Origin of the sequence: Epilithonimonas lactis, assembly GCF_900110605.1 — a bacterium.
Taxonomy (GTDB): Bacteria; Bacteroidota; Bacteroidia; order Flavobacteriales; family Weeksellaceae; genus Epilithonimonas; species Epilithonimonas lactis.
In genome coordinates, this window is record NZ_FOFI01000003.1 from 788,525 (window position 1) to 814,628 (window position 26,104).

Genomic DNA, 26,104 nt, shown 5'->3' on the forward strand with positions numbered 1-26,104 from the left:
AAAAATTTAATATAAATTAGTTGCAACAACAACTATTGTTTAATTAACTTTGTTCAATAAATAATTTTTATATGAAAGCTGAAAAAATATTAACTGAACAAGATCGATACAATCTGCTTACTGGCAATGTACCTATGCTGTTTAATCGTTTTTTGGGTCAGCAATTCAAATTGAATAATATTGACCTGACCCGGGAACAATGGTCGGTGCTGGTACCGCTATGGAAAGAAGATGGATGTTCACAACAGGCAATAGCAGATTTTACCCACAGGGATAAGCCCAGTATAACCAGACTTATCGACCAATTGGAAAAAGAAGGCTACGTAGAAAGAAGGCCCCACCTTACCGACAGAAGGCAAAACCTGATATATTTAACAAATAAAGGAAAGGAGATAGAGGAAAAAGTAATGTATATTGTTAACAATGTAACCGAAAGGGCAACCAAAGGACTTTCAGAAAATCAAATCATGGAGATAAAAAACTTCTTTCAGCATATTCAAAAAAATATTCAAAACGAAATGGTATGAAAAAAATAACGTTAGCCATTACTTTGATCCTATTCGGCACTATCACAAAAGCACAGATTCTTATAAGTAAGGATTTGGATTACGCTATCGGAAAGGCATTGCAAAAAAACACTGAAATAAGGAATCAAGATCTTGAATTACAAAAATTAGAATTGGAGCGTAAAAGTGTATTGGCCAAATACATACCGAAGATCGAGGCTGCAGGGTTGTATTCCTACATCAGCAGCGATGCAAAATTGGATTTAGCTACCTTGAACTTACCCGTCACAGGATATCCGGTTTTTGCGGGATCTTCCGATTTCAGCACAAATGCGAATATCCTTTATGGAGGTCTTACCGCAAAAGCTGTACTGTTCAGTGGCGGACAAATCCTAAATGGAGCCAAGGCTCTCAAAGAAAAAAATACAGGCACAGCTTTTATGATGGAAAATCAGAAAGATGAGGTCATAAAAGATATCATAGGGAGCTTTGACCGTCTCAAACTTCTTGAAACCGCCGAAACACTCATCGATAACAGCGAAAAGAGATTGAATAAGGAAAAAGAAAGAGTAGAAAAGGCAATATCCGAAGGGTTAGCAATTCCTTATGACCGAGATAAAATCAAACTCTCCACTCTGGAATTGGCTTCCAAACGTGCAGATGTTCAAAATAAAAGAAAACTTTTGATACTCAAGATAAAACAGTCCACCAATCTTTCTGAAGAAGAAATTCTTAAAACTAATCATCAGTTGGAACCCATCATTATTTTGGACAGCCTGAGCACAGCAGAACGAAATGAGATAAAAGCACTGGAATCTTTCAAAAAAGCTTCCGAATATGCCCTTAAAAAAGAAAAAGGAAGCCTTCTTCCCACAGTTGGGGCTTTTGCGGGATATAGCTATGCATCATTATATAATGCCAATACAAAAGTGCCGATTGAACAATTAAATACGACCGCCAATTTGAAACTAAATGAATTGACACTACATCCTAACTGGATGTTGGGCGTGGCTGTGAAATGGGAACTCTTCAGCGGATTTGAACGTAAACATAAAATAGACGAAGCCAAAATAGGACTCGCCCAGGTTGAAAATAAACTGGCTGACACCAAAGAAAAAGTAGATCTTGAATTGGAAAAAAACAAGGTAGAATACAATACCACGTTACATAAGGTAGATATTGCGATCCAAAGGGAAAAAATAGCACAAAATAATAATGAAATAGCATCAAAGCAATACAGATTAGGGCTTATTAACGTCACTGAACGCCTTGGAGCGGAAAATGATATATACAAAGAATCCTTAAACAAAGTAGAAACCGTGATTGAACAGCGGAATGCTGCTATTGAAGTTTACCGTGCATCGGGAAAATTATCAAACTTTATTAAAATCCAAAACTAAGCAAAATGAAAAAAATTATTTACATACTCAGCATTGCAGGCATTTTAGCTTCTTGTGAGAATAAACCGAAAGTATCACAAACCATCCAGGGAAAAACCGAGCGGGAAGAGATTGCAGTAGTAGGCAAAATAGCAGGCAGGATAGATAAAATTCTGATCAGCGAGGGAGCTCTTGTAAAAAAGGGAGATACATTGGCGATATTGGAAATCCCGGAAGTAGACGCAAAAAAATCACAGGCACAGGGTGCCGTAAAATCTGCTCAGGCACAGTACGATATGAGTGTACACGGTGCTACTGCCAATCAGTTGGCACAGCTCTATGCCAAAAAATCGGCTTTGGTAGAGCAATATGAGTTTGCAAAAAAATCCCTGGCAAGAATGAATGCCATGGTAAAGGATTCATTGGTTCCGCAACAGCAATATGATGAAGTATTCGCAAAGTATCAGGGAGCCAAATCACAAATGATAGCCGTAGATGCAGAAATTGCCGATGTTAAAAACGGGGTCCGCATAGAACAGCAAACAATGGCGTTGGGACAAAAAGACCGTGCACAGGGAGCTTTGGAAGAAGTACAGGTTGCCGAGAAAGAAAGGTATATCATTGCACCACAGGATATGAAAATAGAATCGATCACATTGAAGCTGGGGGAACTGGCACTACCAGGATATACGCTTTTCAAAGGTTCTCTTAATAATTCCATATATTTCCGTTTTACTATTCCTGAAAGTCAATTGGCAAATTATGCAGAAGGAAAAGAAATCAATGTGCATATACCTTACAAAAATCGGGATATCAAAGGGAAAATCAGAAATATAAAACAAATAGGTGCCTATGCTAATATTGCTACAGCATATCCTGATTATGAAGTGCAGGACGCTTTGTATGAAATATTAATAGACCCTATTAACATCCAACAAGCAAACGATATCCTAAGCAAAACAACAGTAACGCTAAAACCTTAATAATGAAAACATTTCTCAATCTGATCAAACGGGAGTTCGGTTTGTTCTGGAGCAACAAGGTTCTCCGAATTTTGTTTATTGGGGCTCCTTTGATGTACGGTGTTTTGTTGGGATATGTGTACAGCAAAGGGAAAGTGACAGATTTACCAATCATAGTGGTAGATTATGACCAAAGCGCACTCAGCCGGAAAGCAATCGAAATGATGAATGACAACGAAGTTTTGTCTGTTGCAAGGCTGCAGTTTGATGAGACAAACCTCAATCGTTTGATGATTGAGAAAGATGCAACCTGCGTCGTTATTATTCCAAAAGATTTTGAGAAAGATGTGCTTACAAAACGATATCCTGAAGTCACTACCATAGTCAATACAGCAAATGTATTGACCGCAAATTATTCTTCATCAGCCCTTCAGCTGGTCTTAGGAACCCTCAAAGCAGGAACACAGGTCGAAACCTTACGTAAACAAGGAGTTCCGGAAAATTTGCTGATGAGTCAGTATGAGCCATTTAAAACCACATTTATAAAAAAGAACAACAGAAGCACCAACTATATGTATTTTTTGTGGCCTGGTGTTTTGGCTACTGTGCTTCAGCAGGTATTACTATTGGGACTGGCTCTTTCTTTTGCTTCCGAGTTTGAAAACGGCACTTTCAAATATCTGGTACATAAAAGCCGTTCTGCATTTATGCTGATGCTGGTTAAAATCGTGCCTTATCTCATAATGAGCTTCGGGATATGGCTGATGTACTGGGGTTTTACGAAGTGGTTCAGAATTCCTTTTTATGAAAACATTTTTCCGCTTACCCTAATAGCGGGTGTTTTTGTAATCTCGGTCTGCTTTATAGGAATTTTGGTGAGCATCCTTGTTCCGAACCAGCTGAAAGCTACGGAAATCCTTATGGTTATTGCCACACCCAGCTTTATCCTGTCAGGATTTACCTGGCCGCTCAGCCAAATGCCAGTTTGGGTTCAGTATATTGCAAATATCATCCCGCTTACGCATTTCCTGCCTGCCTTTAGAATACTTATCATAGAAAAAGGCGCTGTAGACCTCACCTATCCTTATGTTATAAAAATGATAATCATAGGAACAGTAAGCGCCATTGCCAGTTATAGTGTTTTATTTTACAAAGTCCGAAAGATTAAAAGAGAGGAGCTGTAGCGAGATAAATATAAGGCGAAAAATATATCTTCCTGCATAAATCCACTAAATAAGAAGCTATGAAAGCTTACGAAAGTATTAAAGAAATATTATCTTTTTATCACGTACATTGTGAGAAACCTTACTTTATATCGTCAGGAAAACTCATTTTTGAATTCCCAAAAAGACTCTTCCGAATGGATTTTTATGCATTCTGCATCTGTGTTTCTGGTAGTATAGATTTAGAAATTGATAATCAGCATTACAAGATATCCCAAAACGGATTCCTGATATCTGCTCCATCAACAATTATAAAATTTGTAAATAACAGCAAAGATTTCCGTCTGAAAGTTCTTTTCTTTGAAAAGAATTTCCTGCTCAAGAACATTTCTAATCCATTTTTTATCGAGAATCTGTCTCTATTCAATAAAAATAGCTTTAACGTAGTAATTTCCAACGAATCAAGTAGTACGCACTTAATCAATTTATTGGATTATCTTCAACAGCAGACCACGAGAAATGGTCGTTTTACAGAAGATATTGTTCGTACTATTATTATTAATATTTTATTGGAAGTTGCCGTCCTAACTGATGAAGGCAGAAAAGACAACGCATATCCCACTCCACAGGATAACAATCATATTTTTTTTAAATTCAATGAATTGGTGAAAGAAAATATTTTGCAGCATAAGGACGTACAATACTATGCGGACAAGCTATTCATTACCAACAAATATCTTATTCTGATTGTAAAAAAAGCGACCGGCAAAACGCCACATCAGATTATTGACGAGGCCTTATTAAAAGAAGTATGCGTTCTGCTCGGCTATCCAGAAAAAAATATTTCTCAGATTGCATTTGAAACGGGCTTTAATTCTACCTCTGCATTCGGCCGTTTCTTTAAAAAGCATGCGTCAATATCGCCCCAAAGGTATCGAAGACAACAGCATTTTTAAAAAAGAAATTCCGTATATGATTTTCGAATTTAGGGATACCAAGGAATTAATGTATATCAATACCTTTATTATATAAAAATAACCTAAAAAAAATATCATATGAGCAATTCGAACAAACATGCATATTTCATCGGAGGCGGATTGGCAAGTCTTGCCGGTGCCGTATATCTGTTAGAAGACGGTGACTTTAAAGGCGAAAACATTCACATCATTGAAACCCTGCCGATTTTGGGCGGTAGCAACGATGGTGCGGGATCTAAAGAAAAAGGGTTCATCTGTCGTGGCGGGCGTATGCTCAACGAAGAAACCTATGAAAACTTTTGGGAATTAACATCCCGTATCCCTTCTCTGGATGTCCCGAACATTTCCGTAAAAGACGAAATTCTGGCATTTGACCACGCGAATCCTACCAATGCAAAGGCGCGGTTGATTGACAAGAACGGAAACATTTTACCCGTAACGGATATGGGTTTCAACACTCAGGACCGGATGAAATTTTTGAAATTGTTTTTTGCCGATGAAAATGATTTAGACAACATTACTATTCGTGATTGGTTTGACGATCATTTTTTTACGACCAACTTCTGGTATATGTGGCAAACCACTTTTGCCTGGCAGGAATGGAGCAGTATTTTTGAATTTCAACGCTATATGAAACGTATGCTGTTGGAATTTTCAAGAATCGAAACACTCGAGGGGGTTACCAGAACACCATACAACCAATATGAATCCGTTATCTTACCGTTGAAGGCATTTTTGGAACAGCATAAAGTGGACTTTTCATTAAGAAAAACCGTTACCGATTTGGATTTTGCCGATGATGATGGCATTACCGTGACGGAAATAGAATGCATCAATGCAGAAGGAAACACAGAGAAAATAACCGTAAATGAAGGCGATTTGGTATTCTTTACCAACGGATGTATTACAGACAATTCTAATAACGGCGATTATTACACGCCTGCAAAATATTTGCCGTCAAATCCGCCAAGTTTTGCATTATGGCGTAAAATTGCCAACAAGAAACCCGGCACGTTGGGTAACCCAGACCCGTTCTTTACCAAACCGGACGAAACAAAATGGTATTCATTTACGCCAACATTCAAAGGAAATAAATTTCTGAAACTTATTGAAGAATACACTGGAAACAAACCGGGCAGCGGAGCTTTGATGACGTTTAAAGATTCATCGTGGCGAATGTCAATTGTGGTGGCCGCACAACCGCATTTCAAAGCGCAAGGCGATGATACTACCATCCTTTGGGGCTACGGATTATATCCAGATGCAGTGGGAGATTATGTGAAAAAGCCGATGATTGATTGCACGGGCGAAGAAATTTTGACAGAGTTGATTCATCATTTGCATTTTGAAAAACACGAACAGGAAATAAAAGATAGCGTTATCAATGTTATTCCGTGTATGATGCCTTATATCGATGCTTTGTTTCAGCCGCACGCTAAAGCAGACCGCCCTGCAGTTGTTCCTGAAGGCAGCACCAACCTAGCAATGATTAGTCAGTTTGTAGAAATACCGGAAGATATGGTTTTCACAGAAGAATATTCGGTACGTGCAGCACGTATCGCGGTATATACCCTACTCGGCCTCGATAAAAAAGTAACACCAGTAACAGAACACTGGAAAAAACCAGACGTTTTGGCAAAAGCCATCCATACCTCTTACAGAAATTAAATATAAAAAAAAGAGCTGCCTTTACACTTTATCGAAGTTCTTTCTTGCTAAAGGCGTATCTCTTTAACCGATAAAAGAGATTGTCTATAATAACCAATTTATCTAACTTTATTCTGCTCTTGCTTTTATCAAGGGCAGAATTTTTATTTTTGTACAAAATCAACCGACTATGGCAAAACATTCATCAGGCTATATAAAAAGGCAAAAAATTGCCAACTCAGGTACGCACCAACTTTTTTATGAATTATTTGAACCAATAAATGAAGCTCCGAAAGCTACTGTCCTCATTCTACACGGGATGCAGGAGCATAGCGGTCGTTATAAAAATTTTGCGGAATATCTGGCGAACAAAGGTTTTGCAGTTCTATTATACGACCATCTCGGACACGGAAAAACGGCGGTAAACCGGGAAGAACTTGGTTATTTTCAAAAAGAAAATCCCGAACAGCAACTGATAGACGATGCAGCAACGATGGCAGCATTTTTAGAAAACAAATACCCTAACATTTCTCACTTTTTATTGGGGCATTCTATGGGGTCTTTCGTTGCAAGATGCTTACTTCAGAATCAGGAAGCTGATTTTAAAGGCGCGGTCATCGTGGGAACGGGAGGAAAAATCAACGGAATCGGTTTGGCTAAATTTTTCCTGTCCATCAGCAATATTATTGCACCAAAACACAGGAGCAAACTCATCAACCGAACTTTTTCAATAATTAATAATCAACATTTTAAAGGCGAGAAAGATGGCGACCTTACCAGTTGGCTAAGCCTCAGCAAATCCAACCGTGAATCATTTTGCCGGGACAGCCTATGCGGAGTACCTTTTACCAATAATGGTTTTTGCGCATTAGTTTCTCTAAATCAACAGGCAACGGAAAGAAAATGGGCAGAAAAAATACCAAAAGAATTTCCTTTTCTTTTTGTAAGCGGAGGTGATGATCCCATAGGAGACTTCGGAAAAGGTGTCGAAAAAACGGTAACACAAATGCAAAAAGATGGTTTTACAGATGTTAAAGCAAAAATTTATCCTGCTATGCGACACGAAATACTTAATGAGGATATTAAAGAATATGTATATGAAGATATAAGGGATTGGCTCAATAAAAAAATACAGCAATTGGAAAAGTAGACTAAAAATATTTTAATTTAAAAAAATAATTTGTTAATGATTAAAATACGTAGTTTTTTACAGGAAACAGGCAATATCACACAGTTTACCAAAAATTACTTTCTATTAGGTTTCCGTCCACCATATGAAATAAAGGAACTGCTCGCACAATGCTATCTCATAGGTTACAAATCTTTGGGGCTTATTGCCATGACAGGCTTTATCATCGGCTTGGTTCTTACGATGCAGCTGCGGCCAAGCCTCGTACGCTATGGTGTGGAATCCCAGCTGCCTGTAATGGTAGGCATTGCCATCATCCGTGAAATAGCACCCGTAATCGCCGCTCTCATCTTTGCAGGTAAAATTGCCAGTAGCATCGGGGCAGAGCTGGGCTCGATGCGGGTTACCGAACAGATAGACGCAATGGAAGTAAGCGGTACACATCCTTTTAAATACCTTGTTGCCACACGTGTCCTGGCTACAACATTTATGCTTCCCGTACTTATCATCCTGGCGGATGCCATTTCACTATATGGTGCCTGGATAGGTGTTAACATTGGCGGTACAACTAGCCTGTCACTTTTCTATTCACAGGTTTTTGACTCCTTGGATTTCAGTGACATCATACCAGCTTTTATCAAAAGCTTTTTTTTCGGTTTTGCAGTGGGAATTATGGGTGCCTATAAAGGCTATAATGCAGTAAAAGGAACACGGGGCGTGGGGAACGCCGCCAATTCAGCGGTCGTGCTCTCCTCTATCCTTATCTTCGTTTTGGACCTGATTGCGGTACAGATAACCGGCATTCTCGGATATAATTAAATCATCATTATGGCGGAAACAAAAACAACAGCAAACGGCAATAATGACAATGGACCGGCCATCGTCATTGAAGATATTTATAAAAGCTTTGGTGAAAAAAAAGTGCTTAACGGTTTTAACCTAACGGTCGATAAGAACGAAAATGTTGTAGTTCTCGGAAAATCAGGCACGGGAAAATCTGTGCTTATCAAATGTATCGTCCGGCTTTTAACACCTGATAGCGGTAGGATAATGATTTCCGGGCAGGATATTGTCCAACTGGAAAATCAAGAGCTGGACAAGGCACGCTCAAAAATAGGTTTTCTTTTTCAGGGAAATGCCATCTATGACTCTATGACCATCCGCGAAAATCTGGAATTCCCTTTAAGAAGACGGTGGTTCCGGCTGAAGCAGGTTGAAATTGACGCACGGATTGAAGAAGCACTCGATAGTGTGGGGCTTAAACATACCGTAGACCTTATGCCATCCGAATTGTCGGGAGGGATGCTGAAAAGAATAGCTCTGGCACGTACTGTCATCCTCAAGCCGGAAATCATCCTTTATGATGAACCTACCACCGGACTTGATACGGTAACGGCAAAAGAAATAGACAGCCTTATCATGGATATACATAGAAAATACAAAACATCATCAATCATTATCTCACACGATATGAACTGTGTGAAAAATACGGCTGACAGAGTAGTCTTGCTGCTTGACGGAAAATGCTATGCACAAGGTACTTATCAGGAATTTGAAAGTTCTGATGACGAAAACATTAAACAATTTTTTGATTAAAATATGAATAAAAATAATATCAAGCTCGGCTTATTTGTAATTTCGGGGCTTATACTTATGATGGCTGTTTTCTTTTACATTGGCAGCGGTTCGGGTATTTTTACCAGCAAATTTGAGCTCAGGGCAAAATTCAAAAACTCTAATGGGCTCAGGGAAGGAAGCAATGTGCTATTTTCAGGGATGCAGGCGGGTTCTGTAAAATCTGTAAAATTGTCCGAAAGGGATGATATAGAGGTCATTATGCTTATAGACAAAGATATTGCAAAGCATATAGACAATAGTGCCAAAGCCTCGATTGGAACAGAAGGCATTATCGGCAATGCGGTGGTCAATATTTTACCTTACGGGAAGCCGGGCAGACCGGTGCAGGAAAAAGAATATCTCACGGCAGATACCAAACCAGGTGTGGATGAAATACTCAACACGCTATCGGCAAGCAACAACAATATACACGATATATCCAAATCTCTTAAAAACACTGTGCATAAAATTGACAGCAGCCAGATTTTAAAATTAATTAATGACAAGGCATTTGCCGAAAACTTAAAATTATCCATCCTGAAAATACGCCAAAGCACGGAAAATATAGAAAACCTGAGCAGTACTGCAGAAGCCATCATTACGTCTACACGCCAGGGAAAAGGAGCAACGGGACTTCTCCTTGCCAACAAAGATTTTGAGTCCCAGCTTAAGCAGACTTTCAATAACGTCAATGCCGCCAGCAATAATCTTAATACAGTAAGCAATGAACTTATCACAGTTGGTAAAAACCTGCAGACATTCAGTAAAAATATAGAAAATGGAAAAGGACCGGTAAATGCCCTTATCACTGATACCGTTCTTACAAAAAACATCAATAACAGCCTTTACAATATCGAAAAGGGAACCGAAGGCTTCAACCAGAATATGGAGGCTCTGAAGCATAATTTTCTCTTCAGAGGTTACTTCCGCAAACAGGAAAAAAAGAAAAGGGAAACCGAAAAACAGAATCTCCAAAGATAACATTATTGGAATATCAGCACATACAATTAGAATTTTGGGATATATAAAGTGAAAGCAATATGTGTAACTTTATTAAACAAAAACAAGGTTATTTTATCATATATTATAAACTAAAAAAATCTAATTATGTATTACAGTAATGGGAATTACGAAGCATTTGCCCGCCCGAAAAAACCGGCAAATATTGAACAGAAATCTGCCGTACTTATCGGTTCTGGATTAGCTTCATTGGCCGCCGCAGCTTTTTTGATACGCGATGCGCAAATGGAAGGAAACAAAATCCGTATTCTGGAAGAATTAGCTTTACCCGGTGGCAGTATGGACGGTATCTGGAATGAGCAGAAAGGCTACATCATACGAGGCGGACGGGAAATGGAAACACATTTCGAAACCCTCTGGGATTTGTTCCGCTCGATACCCTCATTAGAAACGGAAGGCGTTTCCGTACTGGACGAATATTATTGGCTCAATAAAGAAGACCCTAGCTTTTCCCACGCCCGTGTTATCGAAAACCGTGGAGAAAGACTGCCCACGGATGGCAAGCTTACACTTTCCCAGAAAGCCATCCACGAACTTATAGCGCTGGTTCTTCTTCCTGAAGAAAAACTACAGGATGTACAGATAGACCAGGTATTTACAGAAGAATTTTTCCAATCCAACTTTTGGACCTACTGGGCTACGATGTTCGCATTCGAACCCTGGGCAAGTGCGATGGAAATGCGCCGATATGTTCTTCGTTTCATCCATCACGTTGGCAGCATAGCAGATATGTCCTCACTACGCTTCACGAAATACAACCAATATGAATCACTGATTCGTCCGTTGGTAAGCTATCTTGAGTCCCACGGTGTTACCTTCCAGTATGATAGCCAGGTTCAGAACATACTTGTAGAAAATGAAAACGGCAAAAAAGTAGCGAAGAAAATCGAATATATTAAGAATGGCAATGCAGAAAGCATCAGCCTGACCGAAAACGACCTGGTGTTTGTTACCAACGGCTCCATTACCGAAAGCAGTACATACGGTGACAATCATAACCCTGCTCCTGTTGCTGACGGCATTGGCGGAAGTTGGCAACTTTGGCAGAATCTGGCAGACCAGGATGATGCCTTTGGAAAACCCGAAAAGTTCTACAAAAACATTCCCGAAGCCAACTGGGTAATCTCCGGAAGCATTACCTTCTTCGACGAAAAAGTGATTCCGTATATAGAAAAAATAACAAAAAAAGACCCAAGAAGCGGTTCTATAGTGACTAGCGGACCTGTCACAATAAACGATTCTAACTGGTGGTATGGCTTTTCCATCAGCAGACAGCCCCACTTCAAGGCTCAGAAAAAAAATGAAGTAATTGTTTGGGTTTATGGGTTGTATTCTCATAAACCAGGAAATTATATCCAAAAGAAAATTACGGAAGCCACGGGGATAGAGCTTTGCAAAGAATTTTTATACCATATTGGTGTTCCTGAAAATGAAATTGCAGAAATTGCACAAGCTGCCAACAGCATCCCTTGCCGTATGCCTTATATCACATCTTACTTTATGCCTCGTGCATTGGGAGACCGCCCATTGGTGGTTCCGGAGGGTTCTGTGAACCTTGCTTTTATCGGTAATTTTGCCGAAACTGGAAAAGACACCGTATTCACGACCGAATATTCCGTGCGTACAGCAATGGAGGCAGTTTACACCCTTTTGGATGTAGACAGAGGTGTCCCGGAAGTTTTTGCTTCTTCATATGACATCAGGGTACTGCTGAAATCCATCTATCACCTTAATGACAATAAAAACCTAAATGAAATTGAATTTCCTTGGTTGATTTCAATCCTTGAAAAATATGGTGTCAAGAAAATAGAAGGTACTTATGTTGAAGAGATTTTAAAAGAAGCCAAGTTGTTATAAAAGATTTTTTTAATTTAATTATTTATACAATTATAAAAAGAGGCTGTTACAAAGCAACAGCCTCTTTTTATTTTGAAAATGAATCTACATATACTTTTCTAATTCCCCTCTGTTGAAATCCATTTCTCATCTTTAAAATAAAAGGGAAATTTCCTAGAAATAGCAGTATCACATAAATTTCCAGGATATTAGCATTTGATTTTCGATTTTCTTATTTATAATATTTTACAATTTATAAAACTCCGGATTGAATGCTTCCTCCAAGTTCTTTGGTTCTTGACGTTTTTTGTGGTTCAGCTCGTGTCTTGAGGTTGAAGATGTTACATACGCTGACTGTCGTGAACGCTGTAAATTTCCAATCGGTGAATTTTCTTCGATGGTTCTGAACGGTGTAAACGACATATTTTCCATAATTTCGAAATTACCGTCCTCAGGAACTGTTTGTTTCGGTATTTTGATTTTTGCTACCGTTCGGAATGGTGATAATTCCTGCGACCATTCTTTTGTGAGGTCGTTGACAGGCATTTCTTTCAGGTCTTTGCAAAGTTGTATTTGCAGCTCAAACGTAAGGTCATTTTGGGCTATTTCTTTGATAATTCCTTTCCTGTAAGGCCATTCTGCGCTGTCTATATCAATATCTTTTTCCGTGATGGCGTTCTTTGTCTGCTCAGTTGGGACTACCCTTACTTTGGCAATATAATCGCCGTGGCGAACCGCTCCCATACTGTAAAATTCGTAAAGAAAACTGTTGATGGAAGGGATTTTCTCAAAAGTTTTAAGAGCGCCCAATTCCTTCAAAGCCTCAAAATTCGGGAATGCTTTTTTATTTTCGGTGACCCAAAGTGCGGCAAATTCCAATTTTCCCAAAGCTCCCCTTTCAAAGAAATCATTTAGTTTTAAAAAGAGCTTTGAAATGAAAACATAATGTTCTGCCGAGTTGCAGAAAAACACAGGGTTATTAATCAGGTTAAAATCCACATTGGGCGAATCTTCTTCTCCGGAAGATAATTTTTTGCCTTCTACCTCAAAAATCTTTAAAGCAAATCCCTGTGCATTACCGCTCAGTTTATCGGGCAAAACTCTGGACGAACCATTGGACAGGCGAACTGCCGCCTGGTGCTTTCCGGGCTTGGCGTAAATGCCCTGCGCCAGTTCTTCGGGCAGATTATCCAAAATTTCTACCTCTGCTTTCAACACTGCGTAGCCGTTGGCGTGCGCATCTCTTGTATGTTGCGTTGCCCTGCTCAGGTGCGGCGTATTTTTGATGTATTCCCGGATGTCGTTATTAATGGTGGTAATATATTCGTCGAAATTTTCGGGAATTTCTTCCAGCTCGTAACTGTATTTGATGTATTCTTCCATAATTCTTTTTTTTAGGGGAGTTCGCTAATCCATTTTAATGCGGAAATGCTTGGGATAAAACAATATTCGCCGCCTTTCACGATGTTGTAGGTCTGCAAACCACGGTATCTTTTGATGAAAGGGTCTGCCGGTGCAGAAAACAATGCGTCTTTGTCCTGAACACCGATTACAGGGTCTTTTTCTGTTCCCAGATTTTGGGCATTACCATCGTTCGCCCATTGTTTTTGAAGAAATTCCAGTGTTCCCATTGCATTGGCACTAATGCCAATAAAGTACTGGCCGCGTTCCTTACCGTCATTTTTGGTTATATCCGGTGGAACAATATCGCCAAAAGTTACACTTCTTCTGATAATCCTGTGCAAACGTTCATCCTCCAAAACAAAAGATTTGGAATCTCTCGGGTTCATCCTACGGATATGCGAACTGAACGGGCATTTTTTACCGTATTCATCATCTTTGAAAGAAAAGTCATTGTTCTTCTGCAAATCATCGCCCAGCTTTTCATCGTCTTTTTCGGGAGCTAAAACCAAAGGTGCACCACTTCGCCAGCGACCCACCATTTTAGCGGCCAAAAGTTCGCCTTCTTCCGGCGAAGAAGAATTTTCCTTAACGAACTGATTAAATTCCGCCACTTGGCTCTGGTACTTTCTGAAAACCATAAAAGAACCGTTCTTCCCTAAAACTTCAGGCTGTGGAAACGGCTTTATGGTGCCGGCTTCTCCAGGATAGCCCAGTATAAATTCGCCTGCTTTAAGCGGGCGGTCAAATCCAGGCGGAACTTCTATCCCACTGCCTTCAATTTCCGGGTTGCTAATACCGTCTCTGAATCCGAACACATTTTTAACCTCTTCAGATACGCTGAAATTGTGACTCAAGATTACTTCTATGCCTCTATTATCAGCCAATTTAGACCGAAATTCCTCCAGCTTGCTTTTCCACGCCTCTTCATTGTTGGCGATAATCGCCGCAGCGATGTGAATATGCGACCTTTTAAAAACCCTTTCCCAGTTTTTGGGGTCATTGACACCAATGTCATATAGAAAACGGGAGCGGTCTGCCATTCCTTCCTTGAAGGATTCGGGGAAAGTCTCAAGCGACTCTTTAGGCACGCCGATTTTTTCCAGACCTTTATAAGTGAACGTCAACGTAACCGATGCCCCTTCATTCTTATGCCAGTCTTCCGCAGAACTCACAATCGGCAAGAGTTTTTGGAGCATTTGTCTGGCTGCCACAGCATCTTTGATTTCAATGATTGCCACCGTTCCGAAATACGGAATAGGGCGGCTTCTGAGAATTAAGGCCTGTATTTCGTTCAGCTCAATTTCTACTTTATTGGGATTGAATATCCGCTTTAAAAATTCCAATGCCATACTTAGATTTTATTTGCTTCGTCAATCGCCCTATTAAGTCCGGTAATGATTTTATCATTTCTCCTCACATCATTTACAGTAAGATGCGGAACACCAACATACCAGCCGGTCGCGGTAATCTGATGGTCTAGAATGAACTGTTTTACACTCGGGTCTTTTATGCCCGGCCAGCCTTCCACATTACCGAAAATGATGTCCATCAGCTGCGGAATTTTTGTGGCGAAATCATCAATATAAGCATCCCAGTCGCCATCATAAGCCGTGCAGAAAAGAATCTTGGTATCGTTATCAAATAAAACGATACGCAGGTCGTGCAGTGTTCCTACTTTGGTTGCCCCTTTCAGGTTTCCGCCTGCAATTTCCATTATGGTCCTGAGGTTTTCTGCACCTCCCGGTTTAAGGTCTGCCATCGCCGTTAACTCAGATACACGCCCAGAGCGTAACCCTTTTTTGCCGGCAGATGTAGTGGAATGGTCGTAACCATCATCAATACCTTCACTGAAATTCGCCTTTGCCAATTCGGCAGTCAATTTGATTTTGTCTATGAAACCCATAATTCAGATTTTTGATTAATTATTCACATTGTTTTTTGAGATAAAAACAATAATTTTCAAGAGTGTACTACAAATGTAAAGCCACAGGCAGCCTTAAAAATATACCAAAATTCGTATATTATGTACTAAAACTCCCTAATCCCACCTATTTGCTTTAAAAGCTTCAATTGATAAAAGGAAATATCTTATCTTTAATCTTGTTGTAATTTTGAGAGAATAAAACCTATTTAACTATAAAAAATCAATCTTTATAATTGAGATTTCTCAATATTTACTCAATAGAACATTCAAAACAAAAACCTTCCTCAAAACAGGAAGATTGCAACAATTAAATTTAATTATAATGGATTTTTTGTAAGAATAGTTAAACGCAAAAATACAATGAAATTTGCCAATATTAAATTTTTAATGAAACTGTGCTGTTTCTGTCGAATCTCTCATCGCCACTGTTGCTGCCGAACCATTGGTTACAATATTTTGAATTTCATCAAAATATCCTGTCCCAACAAAAGACTGATGTTTTACCGCTCTGAAACCCTGCTTCTGCAAAGCAAATTCGCGTTCCTGCAATTCAGAATAACCTGCCATTCCTTTTTCTTTATATGCCAAAGCTAATTCAAACATCGCAGTATTCAAAGCATGAAAACCAGCCAATGTAATAAACTGGAATTTGTAACCCATTTTTCCCAATTCTTCTCGGAAATTCAGCATTTCATCGACACTTAATTTTGCAGCCCAATTAAAAGAAGGTGAACAGTTATAAGCCAACATTTTATCTGGAAATTTTGTACGAATTCCTTCTGCAAATTTTCTTGCCATCTCCAGATCCGGATTTGACGTTTCCATCCAGATCAAATCGGCATAAGGAGCATAAGATAAACCTCTGTCAATTCCCTGCTCTACACCATTTTTCACAACATAGAAACCTTCGGAAGTTCTTTTCCCTGTCACAAACTTTTTATCCCTGTCATCAATAACTGAAGTCAACAAATCTGCCGCATCTGCATCTGTTCTAGCAATAATTACAGTCGGTACTCCCAAAACATCTGCTGCTAAACGAGCCGATATTAGCTTATTAACCGCTTCTTGAGTCGGAACCAAAACTTTTCCACCCAAATGCCCACATTTTTTCGCAGAAGATAACTGATCTTCAAAATGTACTGCTGCCGCTCCCGCCTCAATCATTTGCTTCATTAATTCATAAGCATTTAAATTTCCGCCAAAACCTGCTTCTGCATCGGCGATTATTGGAACTAAATATTCTTTTTCTCCACCTCCGTTTACGGATTGAATTTGATCTGCCCTTAATAATGCATTATTAATTTTCTTCACAACAGAAGGTACTGAATTCGCTGGGTACAAAGATTGATCGGGATACATTTCACCAGACAAATTAGCATCTGCTGCAACTTGCCAACCTGAAAGATAAATTGCTTCCAGTCCCGCATCAACTTCCTGAACCGCTTGATTTCCAGTTAAAGCTCCTAATCCGGCAACAAAATCCTGAGAATTGAGTTTTGTCCAGAATTTCTTTGACATTTCGGTAGCAATCGTATAATCTAATTGGTAAGAACCTCGAAGTTTCAGTACATCTTCGGCTGTGTAAGGTCTTTTCACGCCATTCCAACGTGGATTATCCAGCCAGTCTTTTTCTAATTCCTGAATTTTTTCCATTTTTGTTTTTTTTGTTTGGGCATTAATACCTGAGCTGACCGCAAGTATGATTAATGCTGTTACTGACATTATTATCTTTTTCATTTTTCAATTTTTTGCAGTTTATTTGGGATTATTTTTTAAAACCTCATTTAAAACTGTTTTAACTGCACTTGATTTTTCCTTATTAATTGTAGAGCTTACAACAGAAACAAATTCAGTCAATTGCTCTGGCTTCCATCCAACCTTTAAAGAAATACCTAAATGAGATTGCAACATTGGTTCTGCATCACCGATGGCGCTGATTACAGAAATCGTCACCAATTCTCTTTGAGCATAAGTCAAAACATCTCTCTCAAAAATATCGGCGAACAGATGTTCCTTTAGAAATATATCTATTGCTGGTGCAAATGCTGAATAACCCGAAAGTTTGTCTGGTTGTTTTGTTTGGGTAAGTTCACCAAGAATTTCCTTTCCTCGTTCATACTTACTTTTGTTATCTTCTATTGTTGAAGCTTCTTTTCCAACGACATCATTAATGCCTTTTGCCTTTCTTTCATCAAGAACTTCCATAAAAGTTTGTAACCCTCTGATGCTTCTTGGAAAACCACAATAAGCATAAGTGTGAACCAAAATTTCTTTTATTTCATTAATGGTTAGACCTGACTCAAGTCCGGAATTTAAGCTACTTTTTAATTCTGGTAATTTACCTTGCGCTGTAAATGAGGAAATGGTGATGATATTTTTATCTTTTTCGCTTAACTGTTGATTGGAGGTTTTCATTTTTTGTGCGTATATGGTATTTGTAAACAGTGAAGCAGTTATTAATAATGCTATAAAACCAAAATATTTCAATTGTTTCATTACTTTACTTTTAAAGATTAATTCAATGGCTTTATTTTCGACATTCCGATTTTAGTCATCCATTCTTTCACTTTTTTTTCTGCTTCTACTTTCTTTTTTCCTTCCATTACGAATAAAATTCCGTCACGTTCTATTCCTCCTCTGATGGTAAATCCTTCTAATACTTTACTATTTGGAGCTAATTTTTTCACCGTTTCAAAACTGCTTCCTATTCCGTAACCTGCATTGGTATTAAATGGAATAATTGTTTTTCCTTTAAAATCATTCTGGCTTAAAAAACTTTTTATAGGTGGAGGCAATTGCATTCCCCAAGTGGGAAATCCTAAAAAGATAACATCATATTTTTCTATATCCTCAATCTTTGTTTTAAGCGGAGGCAAAAAATTGGCTTCATTTTCTTTGGCAACCTGATCAACGATTGACTTATAATTTTCAGGATAAGGATTTTGTAATTCCAGTTCTACTAAAGTTCCACCAACATTTTGATGAATGATTTCTGCAACTGTTTTTGTATTTTTTGTTCTCGATAGATAAACAATCAATACATTTTTGTCTTTAGATATTTCCTTTTTTTCGGACATCGATTCCTGAGCTTTAGAACAAGATGACAATAGGAAAAGTACTGCACAAAACCATACACTATAATTTTTCAACTTTTTCATATCTCTTATTTTATTATTACAAAGTTCAGAAAAGAGCATATTAAAATCGGTAGACAGATTACGGATAATGCAACCAAAATTACTTATCCAAACCTTTATCTTTCAGCCACTTTGACATCAAATCAGCTACTTCTATATTATTCAAATCTGAAAATGGAAAATGTGTATTTCCTTTGAGACCAACTTCTGGAAGATGGACAACAGTTACATCCCCACCATATTTATTAACAACATCCCGCCATAATCTCGCCATTTCCAAACGGGCTCTCCAACCATCTGCACCTAAATTTTCAGACGGTTTTTCTGGGATATTATCTCCGTAATAAATCACAATTGGGATTTTAGTCAACTTCATAAAATCTTGCATTGGCACAGTTGAAGCTTCTAAAGCTCCAGCAGAACTTGCAATTGGTTTTGGTGCTTCTCCTTCAGGAAATAAAAATCCGCTTCCCGGTTCATACGATACTATGCCTTTAACATTCTGATTTTTGATAGCAGTTATCCAACCCATTCCGCCAGAATGTGAGTGAGTAACCAAAATTGCAGGACCTATTTTACTAAATAAAGCAGAAGCAGCATCTGTTGTCACATTAATATCAATCGTCCCAAGATTAGGAGTCATAGAACGGAAATATTGATTAAGTGTAGCCGAATCACGTGCAAACTGTACATTGTCGTAATATTTCGGCCACAATCCTACACGAAAAACATTGAACCACTGCTGCTCATCGGGAACTGGGTCAATTTTTGAAGAAACTGTACTCCTTCCTGCATTTCCGCGTCTTGGCTGGTCGATGATGTAAACAGGGAAATTTCTTCGCAAGAAAATATTTTGATATCCTTCTCTTCCATCAGGTGTTGTTTCCCAGGTTTTAGAAAACTGCCCGATGCCGTGCCACATTACCAAAGGATATTTACGGGGTTTTACAGGAATTTGGTAGAAAAGATAGGCGTGGTCGCCACGATAGGTTTGTCCTTCAAGTAGGTTTGGAAGGATTAAATGTTCCGGGATTGGTAATTACTGTTCCACCCACGGCAAAACTTCCCTGTTCAGCAATCATTAAAGGTTGCCTTTGAGTTTTTTGAGCTTGAATATTTATCGTGCTGAGAAATAATAAAATTCTATCTTTCATATTTTTATTTTTCGGATGTCATTAATTTGGTAAAAGACAATGAACCCAATTTCCATTCTTCATTCTCTTTGATGTAAACTTCTGTTACCATAAAAGGATTCGTAACTTCATTTCCGCCGACTACCGCCAGTAATGTAATTCTGTTTAAAACAATTGCCGTGTTTCCTATCAATTTTACAGAAACATCGTGGATGTCTGCTTTTTTGTACCAAATACCTCCACTTTTAATGATATTTAATTCCTGCTCTTTTCCCCAAGCGCCACCCATATGAACAAACATAGACTGAGCATCAAATAAATCAGCGAGTTCCTCTGATTTTTTGTCAGCCATCCACTGCCATTTTTGTTTGGATAGATTGATAATTTCTTGTTCTGTAGGATTATTTGAACTTTGTGCAGATAATAGATTCATATTTGCAAGAATTAAAAAAAGGCTAAGAATTAGATTTTTCATAGTGATGGTATTTAATAATAAAATTTTGTTTAGAGATAATATATCGGGATTCTACTTCCCTACTCTCTCTTTTAAATGCTGTGGATATCGTTCTCCAACAACTTTAATTGCAGAAAGAGCCTTTTCGATTTCAGATAAATCCTGAGAAGTCAGTTTCAAATCAGCTCCACCAATATTTTCGTTTAAACGATTTAGTTTTGTAGTTCCAGGAATCGGTGCTATGAAAGGTTCTTGAGCCAAAAGCCAAGCCAAAGCAATCTGAGCAGGCGTAGCTTCTTTCTCTGTTGCGATTGATTTTACCAAATCTACTAAAGCCTGATTTGCCTTTCTGTTTTCTTCTGAAAATCGAGGGACGATATTTCTAAAATCTGAGTCTTCAAATTTTGTTTCTTCATTAATCGCTCCCGTTAAAAAACCTTTGCCTAATGGACTGAATGGTACAAACCCGATTCCAAATTCTTCCAATGTTGGAATGATTTCTTTTTCAGGTTCTCGGTAAAATAAAGAATATTCACTTTGTAAAGCGGTTACCGATTGTACTGCGTGGGCTCTTCGAATCGTTTCTATACTAGCTTCTGAAAGTCCGAAATGATTTACTTTTCCTTCTTTAATTAAATCTTTTACCGTTCCTGCAACATCTTCAATCGGAACATTGGGGTCAACTCTATGCTGGTAAAATAAATCGATATAATCGGTCTGCAATCTTCTCAAAGAATCTTCAACTACTTTTCTGATTCTTGCAGGGCTACTGTCCAGACCTTTTGTAGAATCCCCATCCTCAAACCCGAATTTCGTTGCAATCACAACATCTTTTCTGAATGGTTTCAATGCTTCACCTACTAATTCCTCATTAGTAAACGGTCCGTAACATTCAGCGGTATCAAAAAAAGTTACACCATTTTCAAATGCGGTTCTTATCAATCGAATGGCTTCTTCTTTTTCAGTCACTTTTCCATAACCAAAACTTAAGCCCATACATCCTAATCCCAATGCGGAAACTTCTAATCCATTATTTCCTAATATTCTTTTTTTCATTTTTTTACTTTTTGCTAAATTTTATTTTGTTTTTAAAGGCGCTTCCACATCAGAAAACTGCTGTACAAATGGAGGAAGTCTGTCTCCCGCTATTTTAATAGCATCTAATTCTTTACTAAATTGCTGAAATTCAATGCTTGAAAATTTGACATTATCCGCTCCTGCATTTTCCAGCATATGTTCCATCTGTGTCGTTCCCGGAATGGGTACAACCCAAGGTTTTTGATGAAGTAGCCACGCTAAAGAAATCTGTCCAGGTGTAGCATTTTTCTTTTCAGCCCAGTTTTTAAGAACTTCTACCATTGCCAGGTTTTTAGTAATATTTTCTGGCGAAAAGCGAGTTTCACCACCTCGAATATCACCTTGGGCAAATTTTGTATTAGCATCGATGGCTCCTGTTGTGAAACCTACTCCAAGCGGACTCCAAGCCACAAAACCGATACCCAGTTCTTCACAAAGTGGTAATATCTTTTGTTCCGGTCCTCTCCACAACAACGAATATTCATTTTGAATCGCTGTTACAGGATGAATTTTGTGTGCGCGTCTGACGGTTTCAACGCCTGGTTCTGAAAGTCCGTAATGCAGAACTTTTCCTTGTTTTATTAAATCCTGTATTGTTCCCACTACATCTTCAATTGGAACTTCAGGGTCAACACGATGCTGAAACAACAAATCAATTCTGTCGGTTTTAAGACGTTTCAACATTCCTTCGACCACCAATTTGATATGGTCCGGTTTACTGCTTAATCCCGGTAAACGAGCTCCAGTCTGCTGATCGATGTTCCAGCCGAATTTTGTTTCAATAACAATTTTATCTCTAAAAGAGGATGTTGCTTCTCCTAAAATCTTTTCGCACTCAAAAGGTCCATAAGCTTCTGCCGTATCAAATAAAGTCACTCCATTATCAAATGCTTTCTGAATGATACTGTGCATCTGTTTTCGGTTCGGTATGGTTGTCTGATACGTTCTGCTCATATTCTGAACGCCTAATCCAACAGAAGAAACTTCCAGAGATTTCCCTAATTTTCTGCGACCACTTAAAAGACCTGTCTGATTATCGTTTTCAGTTAATTTATCATTTGTTGGAACTGCTCCCTTTAACAAAGAGTCAAAAGGCATTAATGCACTTCCCACTGCTACAAGACCTGCGGTTTTCAAAATATCTCTTCTGTTCATTTTATTCGTTTTTATTGATTAATAGAATTATAAATCTAATTTTCTTTCGCTAAGCCATTTAACCATATTCGGGTCTCTGTGGTCAAAGAATAGACTTGAAGCAGTATCCAAAGTTGCAATAGCATTCATATCCTCAGAAGAAAGCTCAAAATTGAAAATGTCGAAATTTTCGGCCATTCTTTCTTTTCTTACAGACTTTGGAATAACAATGACATTTCTGCTAGTCAACCAATTTAAAATGACCTGAGCTACCGATTTGTTATATTTTTCTGCTATTGATTTTAAAACCTCATTATTAAAAATATCATTCTTTCCCTCTGCAAAAGGTCCCCAAGATTCTATCTGAACATTATTTTCAGTCAAGAATTTTTGAGTTTCTGTTTGTTGATGAAATGGATGAGTTTCCACTTGATTGACTGCCGGAGTAAATCCACTGTTAGCAATCAAATCTGCAATCCTGTCGGGGTGGAAATTTGAAACGCCTATTGCTCTTATTTTTCCTGCATTATATAATTCCTGCATCGCTTTCCAAGAACCGAATATATCTCCGTAAGGCTGATGAATAAGGTATAAATCCAAATATTCTAATTGAAGTTTTTTCAGCGATTTTTCGAAAGCCTTTAAAGTATTTTCATATCCTGCATCCTGAACCCAAAGCTTTGTCGTTATAAAAAGTTCTTCTCTGGCAACACCGCTTCTTTTAATTGCGTTTCCTACTGCTTCCTCATTTCCATAAGATGCTGCTGTGTCAATCAATCGGTAGCCTGTTTCAATTGCTTCAACAACAGCTTTTTCACATTCTGCCAAATCTGCCACTTGAAATACTCCAAATCCTAAAACTGGCATTTCTACACCGTTGTTTAATATTACTTTTTTCATTTTTTTTATTTAAATTATTATTGCTTCAAAAAGAAGTAAAATTGTTTATCAACTTGTTATTGCAAATTTCCAACCTATTAATATGTATAATGGTAGATAGATTACGGAACTTATTACCAATATTACTGTTTCGGGACAGAAGATAAAAAAGAGGTCGTTTTTATATTTAGATTTGCATTACAAAATGATACCGTTATGAATCAGTCCATCTATTTTGAGACCGTCGATGATTATAATAAATTCAATAATCACGAGACACTTCATCCTTTGGTAAGTGTGATAGACTTTTCAAAAGCGCATAAAAGAACAGGGTCTAAAATGTATTTTAATTTGTACTGCATTTTTTTAAAAGATGTAAAATGTGGTGATTTAAAATATGGCAGAGCAACATATGATTACCAAGAAGGAACATTGGTATTTGTTTCTCCGGGACAGGTTGTTGATGTAGAAAATAAAGTCGATATCTACCAACCATTAGGTCACGGATTGGTTTTCCATCCAGACTTGATTAAAGGAACTCCTCTCGCTAAAAGTATTTCAGATTACGGTTTTTTTGACTATCAAACCAATGAAGCACTTCATCTTTCAAAAAAAGAACAGCAAATGGTTTGGAAATGTTCGCTAATATTCTATTTGAACTTAATCGACCTGTGGATAAACACAGCAAGAAAGTTATTACCTCCAACATCGAACTTTTTCTCAGTCATTGTGAACGTTTCTACGACCGCCAGTTTATTACGCGGGAAAACGTCAATAAAGGAACATTAGAAAAATTTGAAGAACTACTCAATGGTTATTTTTCTTCTGAAAAGCCTAATTCGATTGGACTTCCATCTGTTGCTTACTGTGCTGATGAATTACATTTTTCAGCCAATTATTTTGGAGATTTGATAAAAAAAGAAACGGGAAAAACAGCACAAGAGTTTATCCAAAATAAGATTATTGATGTCGCAAAAGAAAGAATTTTTCACGTTGATAAATCCATCAGCCAAATTGCTTATGAGTTAGGATTCAAGTATCCACAACATTTCATTAGGCTCTTCAAGCAAAGAACCGGTGTCACTCCGAATGAATACAGAAGTTTGAATTAGGAAAATGGATGATTAAAATAACAGGTCAATAATATACTCTAATGTAAAATTATAAGTTTTTACATTAGAGTATATTGCCACCTTAACTAATCAATAGTGCTACCTAATTCAAATAAGACAAACTCTTAGATTCCTTATTTTCATTAAGAGAAATTCCCCAAAAATAGATTTTCAATATAGCGTCTGTATATTTATCTCTTTGAGCTTTATTGATACTCTTCCTTCCCAATCGTTTTATATGAGTGCGTAAATCAAGAAATTTACGCTCAATATGATTGGTTTCTCTTCGTTTTGTACTGTGGAGATGCTTTGGAATTAATTTAGGATAGATATTCAAGCGATCACTGTATATCTTTTTTGGATTTGCATAAAGTAAAGTATTTATAATACATTGTATTGTCTTGGTCGTTCTTCTCCCAAGCTTATAGTCAATAACTTTCTTTGTTTCCCTGCAATAAGCTGCAACTACCCACCGTTCATTGGTTTTACTTTGAGTGTATGTTTTTAACTCATCAATTTCGATTGTAATATTCTTAGGAATTGGTGGCTTAACAACTTTAGAAGCAATCTTTAAAATCTTTCTAAGTACAGTTGTTTTGCTGACATCAAGTAATCTGCTGATACCTCTAATACCAACTCCTTCTTTTATCAGTTGTTGAATATTATGATTAGTATTTTTATGATATGCACGATAAGAATAGTTCCCAATGAACTTCTTTTTACATTTTTTGCACTGATAGCGCTGCTTATTTTGTGATGTTATTCCTGCCTTGATACAGTAGCTGTAATTACAGTGAATACATTGATTTCGCCGTTTATTCATAATGATTTAAAGTAAATTAGTAACTCCACATCTGAACCATCAGCTTTTGGACTAATGCATTCCGGAGTCGCTATTTTGCTTTTTTAGTCGGCAAAAATAAAAAACGATGCATTATAATACATCGTTTTTTCTATTATATCTTTGTACAGTATTGATAATCAATGAAGTTAATTAAAAACTCCACATCTGTACCATTACCCTATTTTGATTTAATAGCTGCGATCCGGACGGGACTCGAACCCGCGACCTCCGCCGTGACAGGGCGGCATTCTAACCAGCTGAACTACCGGATCTCTTGCCCAACAAACTAAGAAGAACTATCGTCGTTTATTGTGGTTGCAAAAATACAACAATAATCCACAACTGCAAATTTTATATAAAAAAAAACGCCTTTCCAGAGGAAAAGCGTTCATTTTCAATTATATTAATTTCTTATAGGTAAGCATTCAGCTTCTCAGCGATCACTTCTTTTGGTGCCACACCTACGATCTTATCTACAACTTCGCCGTTTTTGAAGATCAAAACTGTAGGAATATTTCTGATCCCGTAATCTACAGAGATCTGCTGATTGTTATCAACATCTACTTTTCCTACTAGAGCTCTACCTTCAAAGTCGTTTGCTACTTCTTCGATGATCGGGCCAAGCATTCTACAAGGTCCACACCAAGCTGCCCAAAAGTCAACTAAAACTGGTTTATCTGAATTTAATACTGTTTCCTGAAAGGACTGATCTGTGATTTCTACTGCCATGATTTCTTTTTCTTTGTTAATTTGTAATACAAAATTACAAA

At 37.9% G+C, this 26,104-nt stretch carries 25 protein-coding genes, 1 tRNA gene and 1 pseudogene; 12 read left to right on the forward strand and 15 right to left on the reverse strand.

Translation table 11 applies throughout. The features are described 5' to 3' along the window. Nucleotides 1-71 precede the first annotated feature (71 nt). The 11 genes from BMW39_RS13230 to BMW39_RS13280 all read left to right on the forward strand — a co-directional run bounded on the left by BMW39_RS13230 (nt 72) and on the right by BMW39_RS13280 (nt 12,257). Nucleotides 72-527 carry a MarR family winged helix-turn-helix transcriptional regulator gene (locus BMW39_RS13230; RefSeq protein ID WP_051879765.1) on the forward strand — a complete coding sequence of 152 codons (456 nt, stop codon included), beginning with the start codon at nt 72-74 and terminating at the stop codon, nt 525-527. Next, entirely contained in the window at nt 524-1,906 is a 1,383-nt protein-coding gene (locus tag BMW39_RS13235) for a TolC family protein (protein WP_034972699.1), read from the forward strand. The genes BMW39_RS13230 and BMW39_RS13235 overlap by 4 nt, the downstream gene beginning before the upstream one ends. A 5-nt stretch (nt 1,907-1,911) precedes the next feature. After that, complete coding sequence (locus tag BMW39_RS13240; RefSeq protein WP_034972700.1) at nt 1,912-2,868, forward strand: HlyD family secretion protein; 957 nt, start codon at nt 1,912-1,914, stop codon at nt 2,866-2,868. 2 nt (nt 2,869-2,870) lie between these two features. Continuing rightward, nucleotides 2,871-4,031, forward strand: a complete 1,161-nt coding sequence (locus tag BMW39_RS13245; protein WP_034972702.1) for an ABC transporter permease — start codon at nt 2,871-2,873, stop codon at nt 4,029-4,031. Nucleotides 4,032-4,090: 59 nt separating this feature from the next. After that, nucleotides 4,091-4,966 (forward strand): helix-turn-helix domain-containing protein, encoded by an 876-nt coding sequence (locus BMW39_RS13250; RefSeq protein WP_034972703.1) that lies wholly within the window; start codon nt 4,091-4,093, stop codon nt 4,964-4,966. Between the two features lie 99 nt (nt 4,967-5,065). Next, complete coding sequence (locus BMW39_RS13255) at nt 5,066-6,655, forward strand: oleate hydratase (protein ID WP_034972704.1); 1,590 nt, start codon at nt 5,066-5,068, stop codon at nt 6,653-6,655. A gap of 169 nt (nt 6,656-6,824) precedes the next feature. Beyond that, nucleotides 6,825-7,784, forward strand: a complete 960-nt coding sequence (locus tag BMW39_RS13260) for an alpha/beta fold hydrolase (RefSeq protein WP_034972705.1) — start codon at nt 6,825-6,827, stop codon at nt 7,782-7,784. A gap of 36 nt (nt 7,785-7,820) precedes the next feature. Continuing rightward, nucleotides 7,821-8,582: an MlaE family ABC transporter permease gene (locus tag BMW39_RS13265; protein WP_034972706.1), complete on the forward strand. Its 762-nt coding sequence runs from the start codon at nt 7,821-7,823 to the stop codon at nt 8,580-8,582. Between the two features lie 9 nt (nt 8,583-8,591). Beyond that, entirely contained in the window at nt 8,592-9,359 is a 768-nt protein-coding gene (locus tag BMW39_RS13270; RefSeq protein ID WP_034972708.1) for an ABC transporter ATP-binding protein, read from the forward strand. A 3-nt stretch (nt 9,360-9,362) separates the two neighbouring features. Further along, on the forward strand, nt 9,363-10,361 hold the full coding sequence (locus BMW39_RS13275; RefSeq protein ID WP_034972710.1) for an MlaD family protein: 999 nt from the start codon (nt 9,363-9,365) through the stop codon (nt 10,359-10,361). Between the two features lie 126 nt (nt 10,362-10,487). Further along, nucleotides 10,488-12,257 carry an oleate hydratase gene (locus BMW39_RS13280; protein ID WP_034972712.1) on the forward strand — a complete coding sequence of 590 codons (1,770 nt, stop codon included), beginning with the start codon at nt 10,488-10,490 and terminating at the stop codon, nt 12,255-12,257. A gap of 225 nt (nt 12,258-12,482) precedes the next feature. Here BMW39_RS13280 and BMW39_RS13285 read toward each other — a convergent pair whose 3' ends face one another. From BMW39_RS13285 to BMW39_RS13335, 12 genes are all read right to left on the reverse strand, one after another. Then, nucleotides 12,483-13,619, reverse strand: coding sequence for a catalase family protein (locus BMW39_RS13285; protein ID WP_034972714.1), 1,137 nt, complete (start codon nt 13,617-13,619; stop codon nt 12,483-12,485). Between the two features lie 11 nt (nt 13,620-13,630). Beyond that, nucleotides 13,631-14,989: a Dyp-type peroxidase gene (locus BMW39_RS13290; RefSeq protein WP_034972716.1), complete on the reverse strand. Its 1,359-nt coding sequence runs from the start codon at nt 14,987-14,989 to the stop codon at nt 13,631-13,633. Between the two features lie 2 nt (nt 14,990-14,991). After that, complete coding sequence (locus BMW39_RS13295) at nt 14,992-15,543, reverse strand: hypothetical protein (RefSeq protein WP_028122560.1); 552 nt, start codon at nt 15,541-15,543, stop codon at nt 14,992-14,994. Nucleotides 15,544-15,948: 405 nt separating this feature from the next. Further along, nucleotides 15,949-17,217 (reverse strand): isocitrate lyase, encoded by a 1,269-nt coding sequence (gene aceA, locus BMW39_RS13300; RefSeq protein WP_034974114.1) that lies wholly within the window; start codon nt 17,215-17,217, stop codon nt 15,949-15,951. Nucleotides 17,218-17,319: 102 nt separating this feature from the next. Further along, complete coding sequence (locus BMW39_RS13305; protein ID WP_034972719.1) at nt 17,320-18,060, reverse strand: carboxymuconolactone decarboxylase family protein; 741 nt, start codon at nt 18,058-18,060, stop codon at nt 17,320-17,322. A 17-nt stretch (nt 18,061-18,077) separates the two neighbouring features. Beyond that, nucleotides 18,078-18,761, reverse strand: coding sequence for a flavodoxin (locus BMW39_RS13310; protein ID WP_245750486.1), 684 nt, complete (start codon nt 18,759-18,761; stop codon nt 18,078-18,080). A 40-nt stretch (nt 18,762-18,801) separates the two neighbouring features. Then, nucleotides 18,802-19,623: an alpha/beta hydrolase gene (locus BMW39_RS13315; protein WP_245750487.1), complete on the reverse strand. Its 822-nt coding sequence runs from the start codon at nt 19,621-19,623 to the stop codon at nt 18,802-18,804. Nucleotides 19,624-19,699: 76 nt separating this feature from the next. Continuing rightward, nucleotides 19,700-19,855, reverse strand: a complete 156-nt coding sequence (locus BMW39_RS19530; protein ID WP_245750488.1) for a hypothetical protein — start codon at nt 19,853-19,855, stop codon at nt 19,700-19,702. Nucleotides 19,856-19,859: 4 nt separating this feature from the next. Next, on the reverse strand, nt 19,860-20,309 hold the full coding sequence (locus BMW39_RS13320) for a nuclear transport factor 2 family protein (RefSeq protein ID WP_034972722.1): 450 nt from the start codon (nt 20,307-20,309) through the stop codon (nt 19,860-19,862). Between the two features lie 51 nt (nt 20,310-20,360). After that, nucleotides 20,361-21,344: an aldo/keto reductase gene (locus BMW39_RS13325; RefSeq protein ID WP_034972724.1), complete on the reverse strand. Its 984-nt coding sequence runs from the start codon at nt 21,342-21,344 to the stop codon at nt 20,361-20,363. Nucleotides 21,345-21,365: 21 nt separating this feature from the next. Continuing rightward, entirely contained in the window at nt 21,366-22,520 is a 1,155-nt protein-coding gene (locus BMW39_RS13330; RefSeq protein WP_034972726.1) for an aldo/keto reductase, read from the reverse strand. Nucleotides 22,521-22,547: 27 nt separating this feature from the next. Further along, complete coding sequence (locus BMW39_RS13335) at nt 22,548-23,399, reverse strand: aldo/keto reductase (RefSeq protein WP_034972728.1); 852 nt, start codon at nt 23,397-23,399, stop codon at nt 22,548-22,550. 195 nt (nt 23,400-23,594) lie between these two features. On the opposite strand from BMW39_RS13335, the pseudogene BMW39_RS19765 reads away from it, so the two are divergent. Further along, nucleotides 23,595-24,490: pseudogene (locus tag BMW39_RS19765) on the forward strand (helix-turn-helix domain-containing protein). A gap of 103 nt (nt 24,491-24,593) precedes the next feature. On the opposite strand, the gene BMW39_RS13345 reads toward BMW39_RS19765, so the two are convergent. From BMW39_RS13345 to trxA, 3 genes are all read right to left on the reverse strand, one after another. Continuing rightward, on the reverse strand, nt 24,594-25,313 hold the full coding sequence (locus BMW39_RS13345; protein ID WP_051879767.1) for an IS1 family transposase: 720 nt from the start codon (nt 25,311-25,313) through the stop codon (nt 24,594-24,596). 219 nt (nt 25,314-25,532) lie between these two features. After that, a tRNA-Asp gene (locus BMW39_RS13350) sits at nt 25,533-25,606 on the reverse strand. 139 nt (nt 25,607-25,745) lie between these two features. Then, nucleotides 25,746-26,063, reverse strand: a complete 318-nt coding sequence (gene trxA / locus BMW39_RS13355; protein ID WP_034972729.1) for a thioredoxin — start codon at nt 26,061-26,063, stop codon at nt 25,746-25,748. Nucleotides 26,064-26,104: the final 41 nt, after the last annotated feature.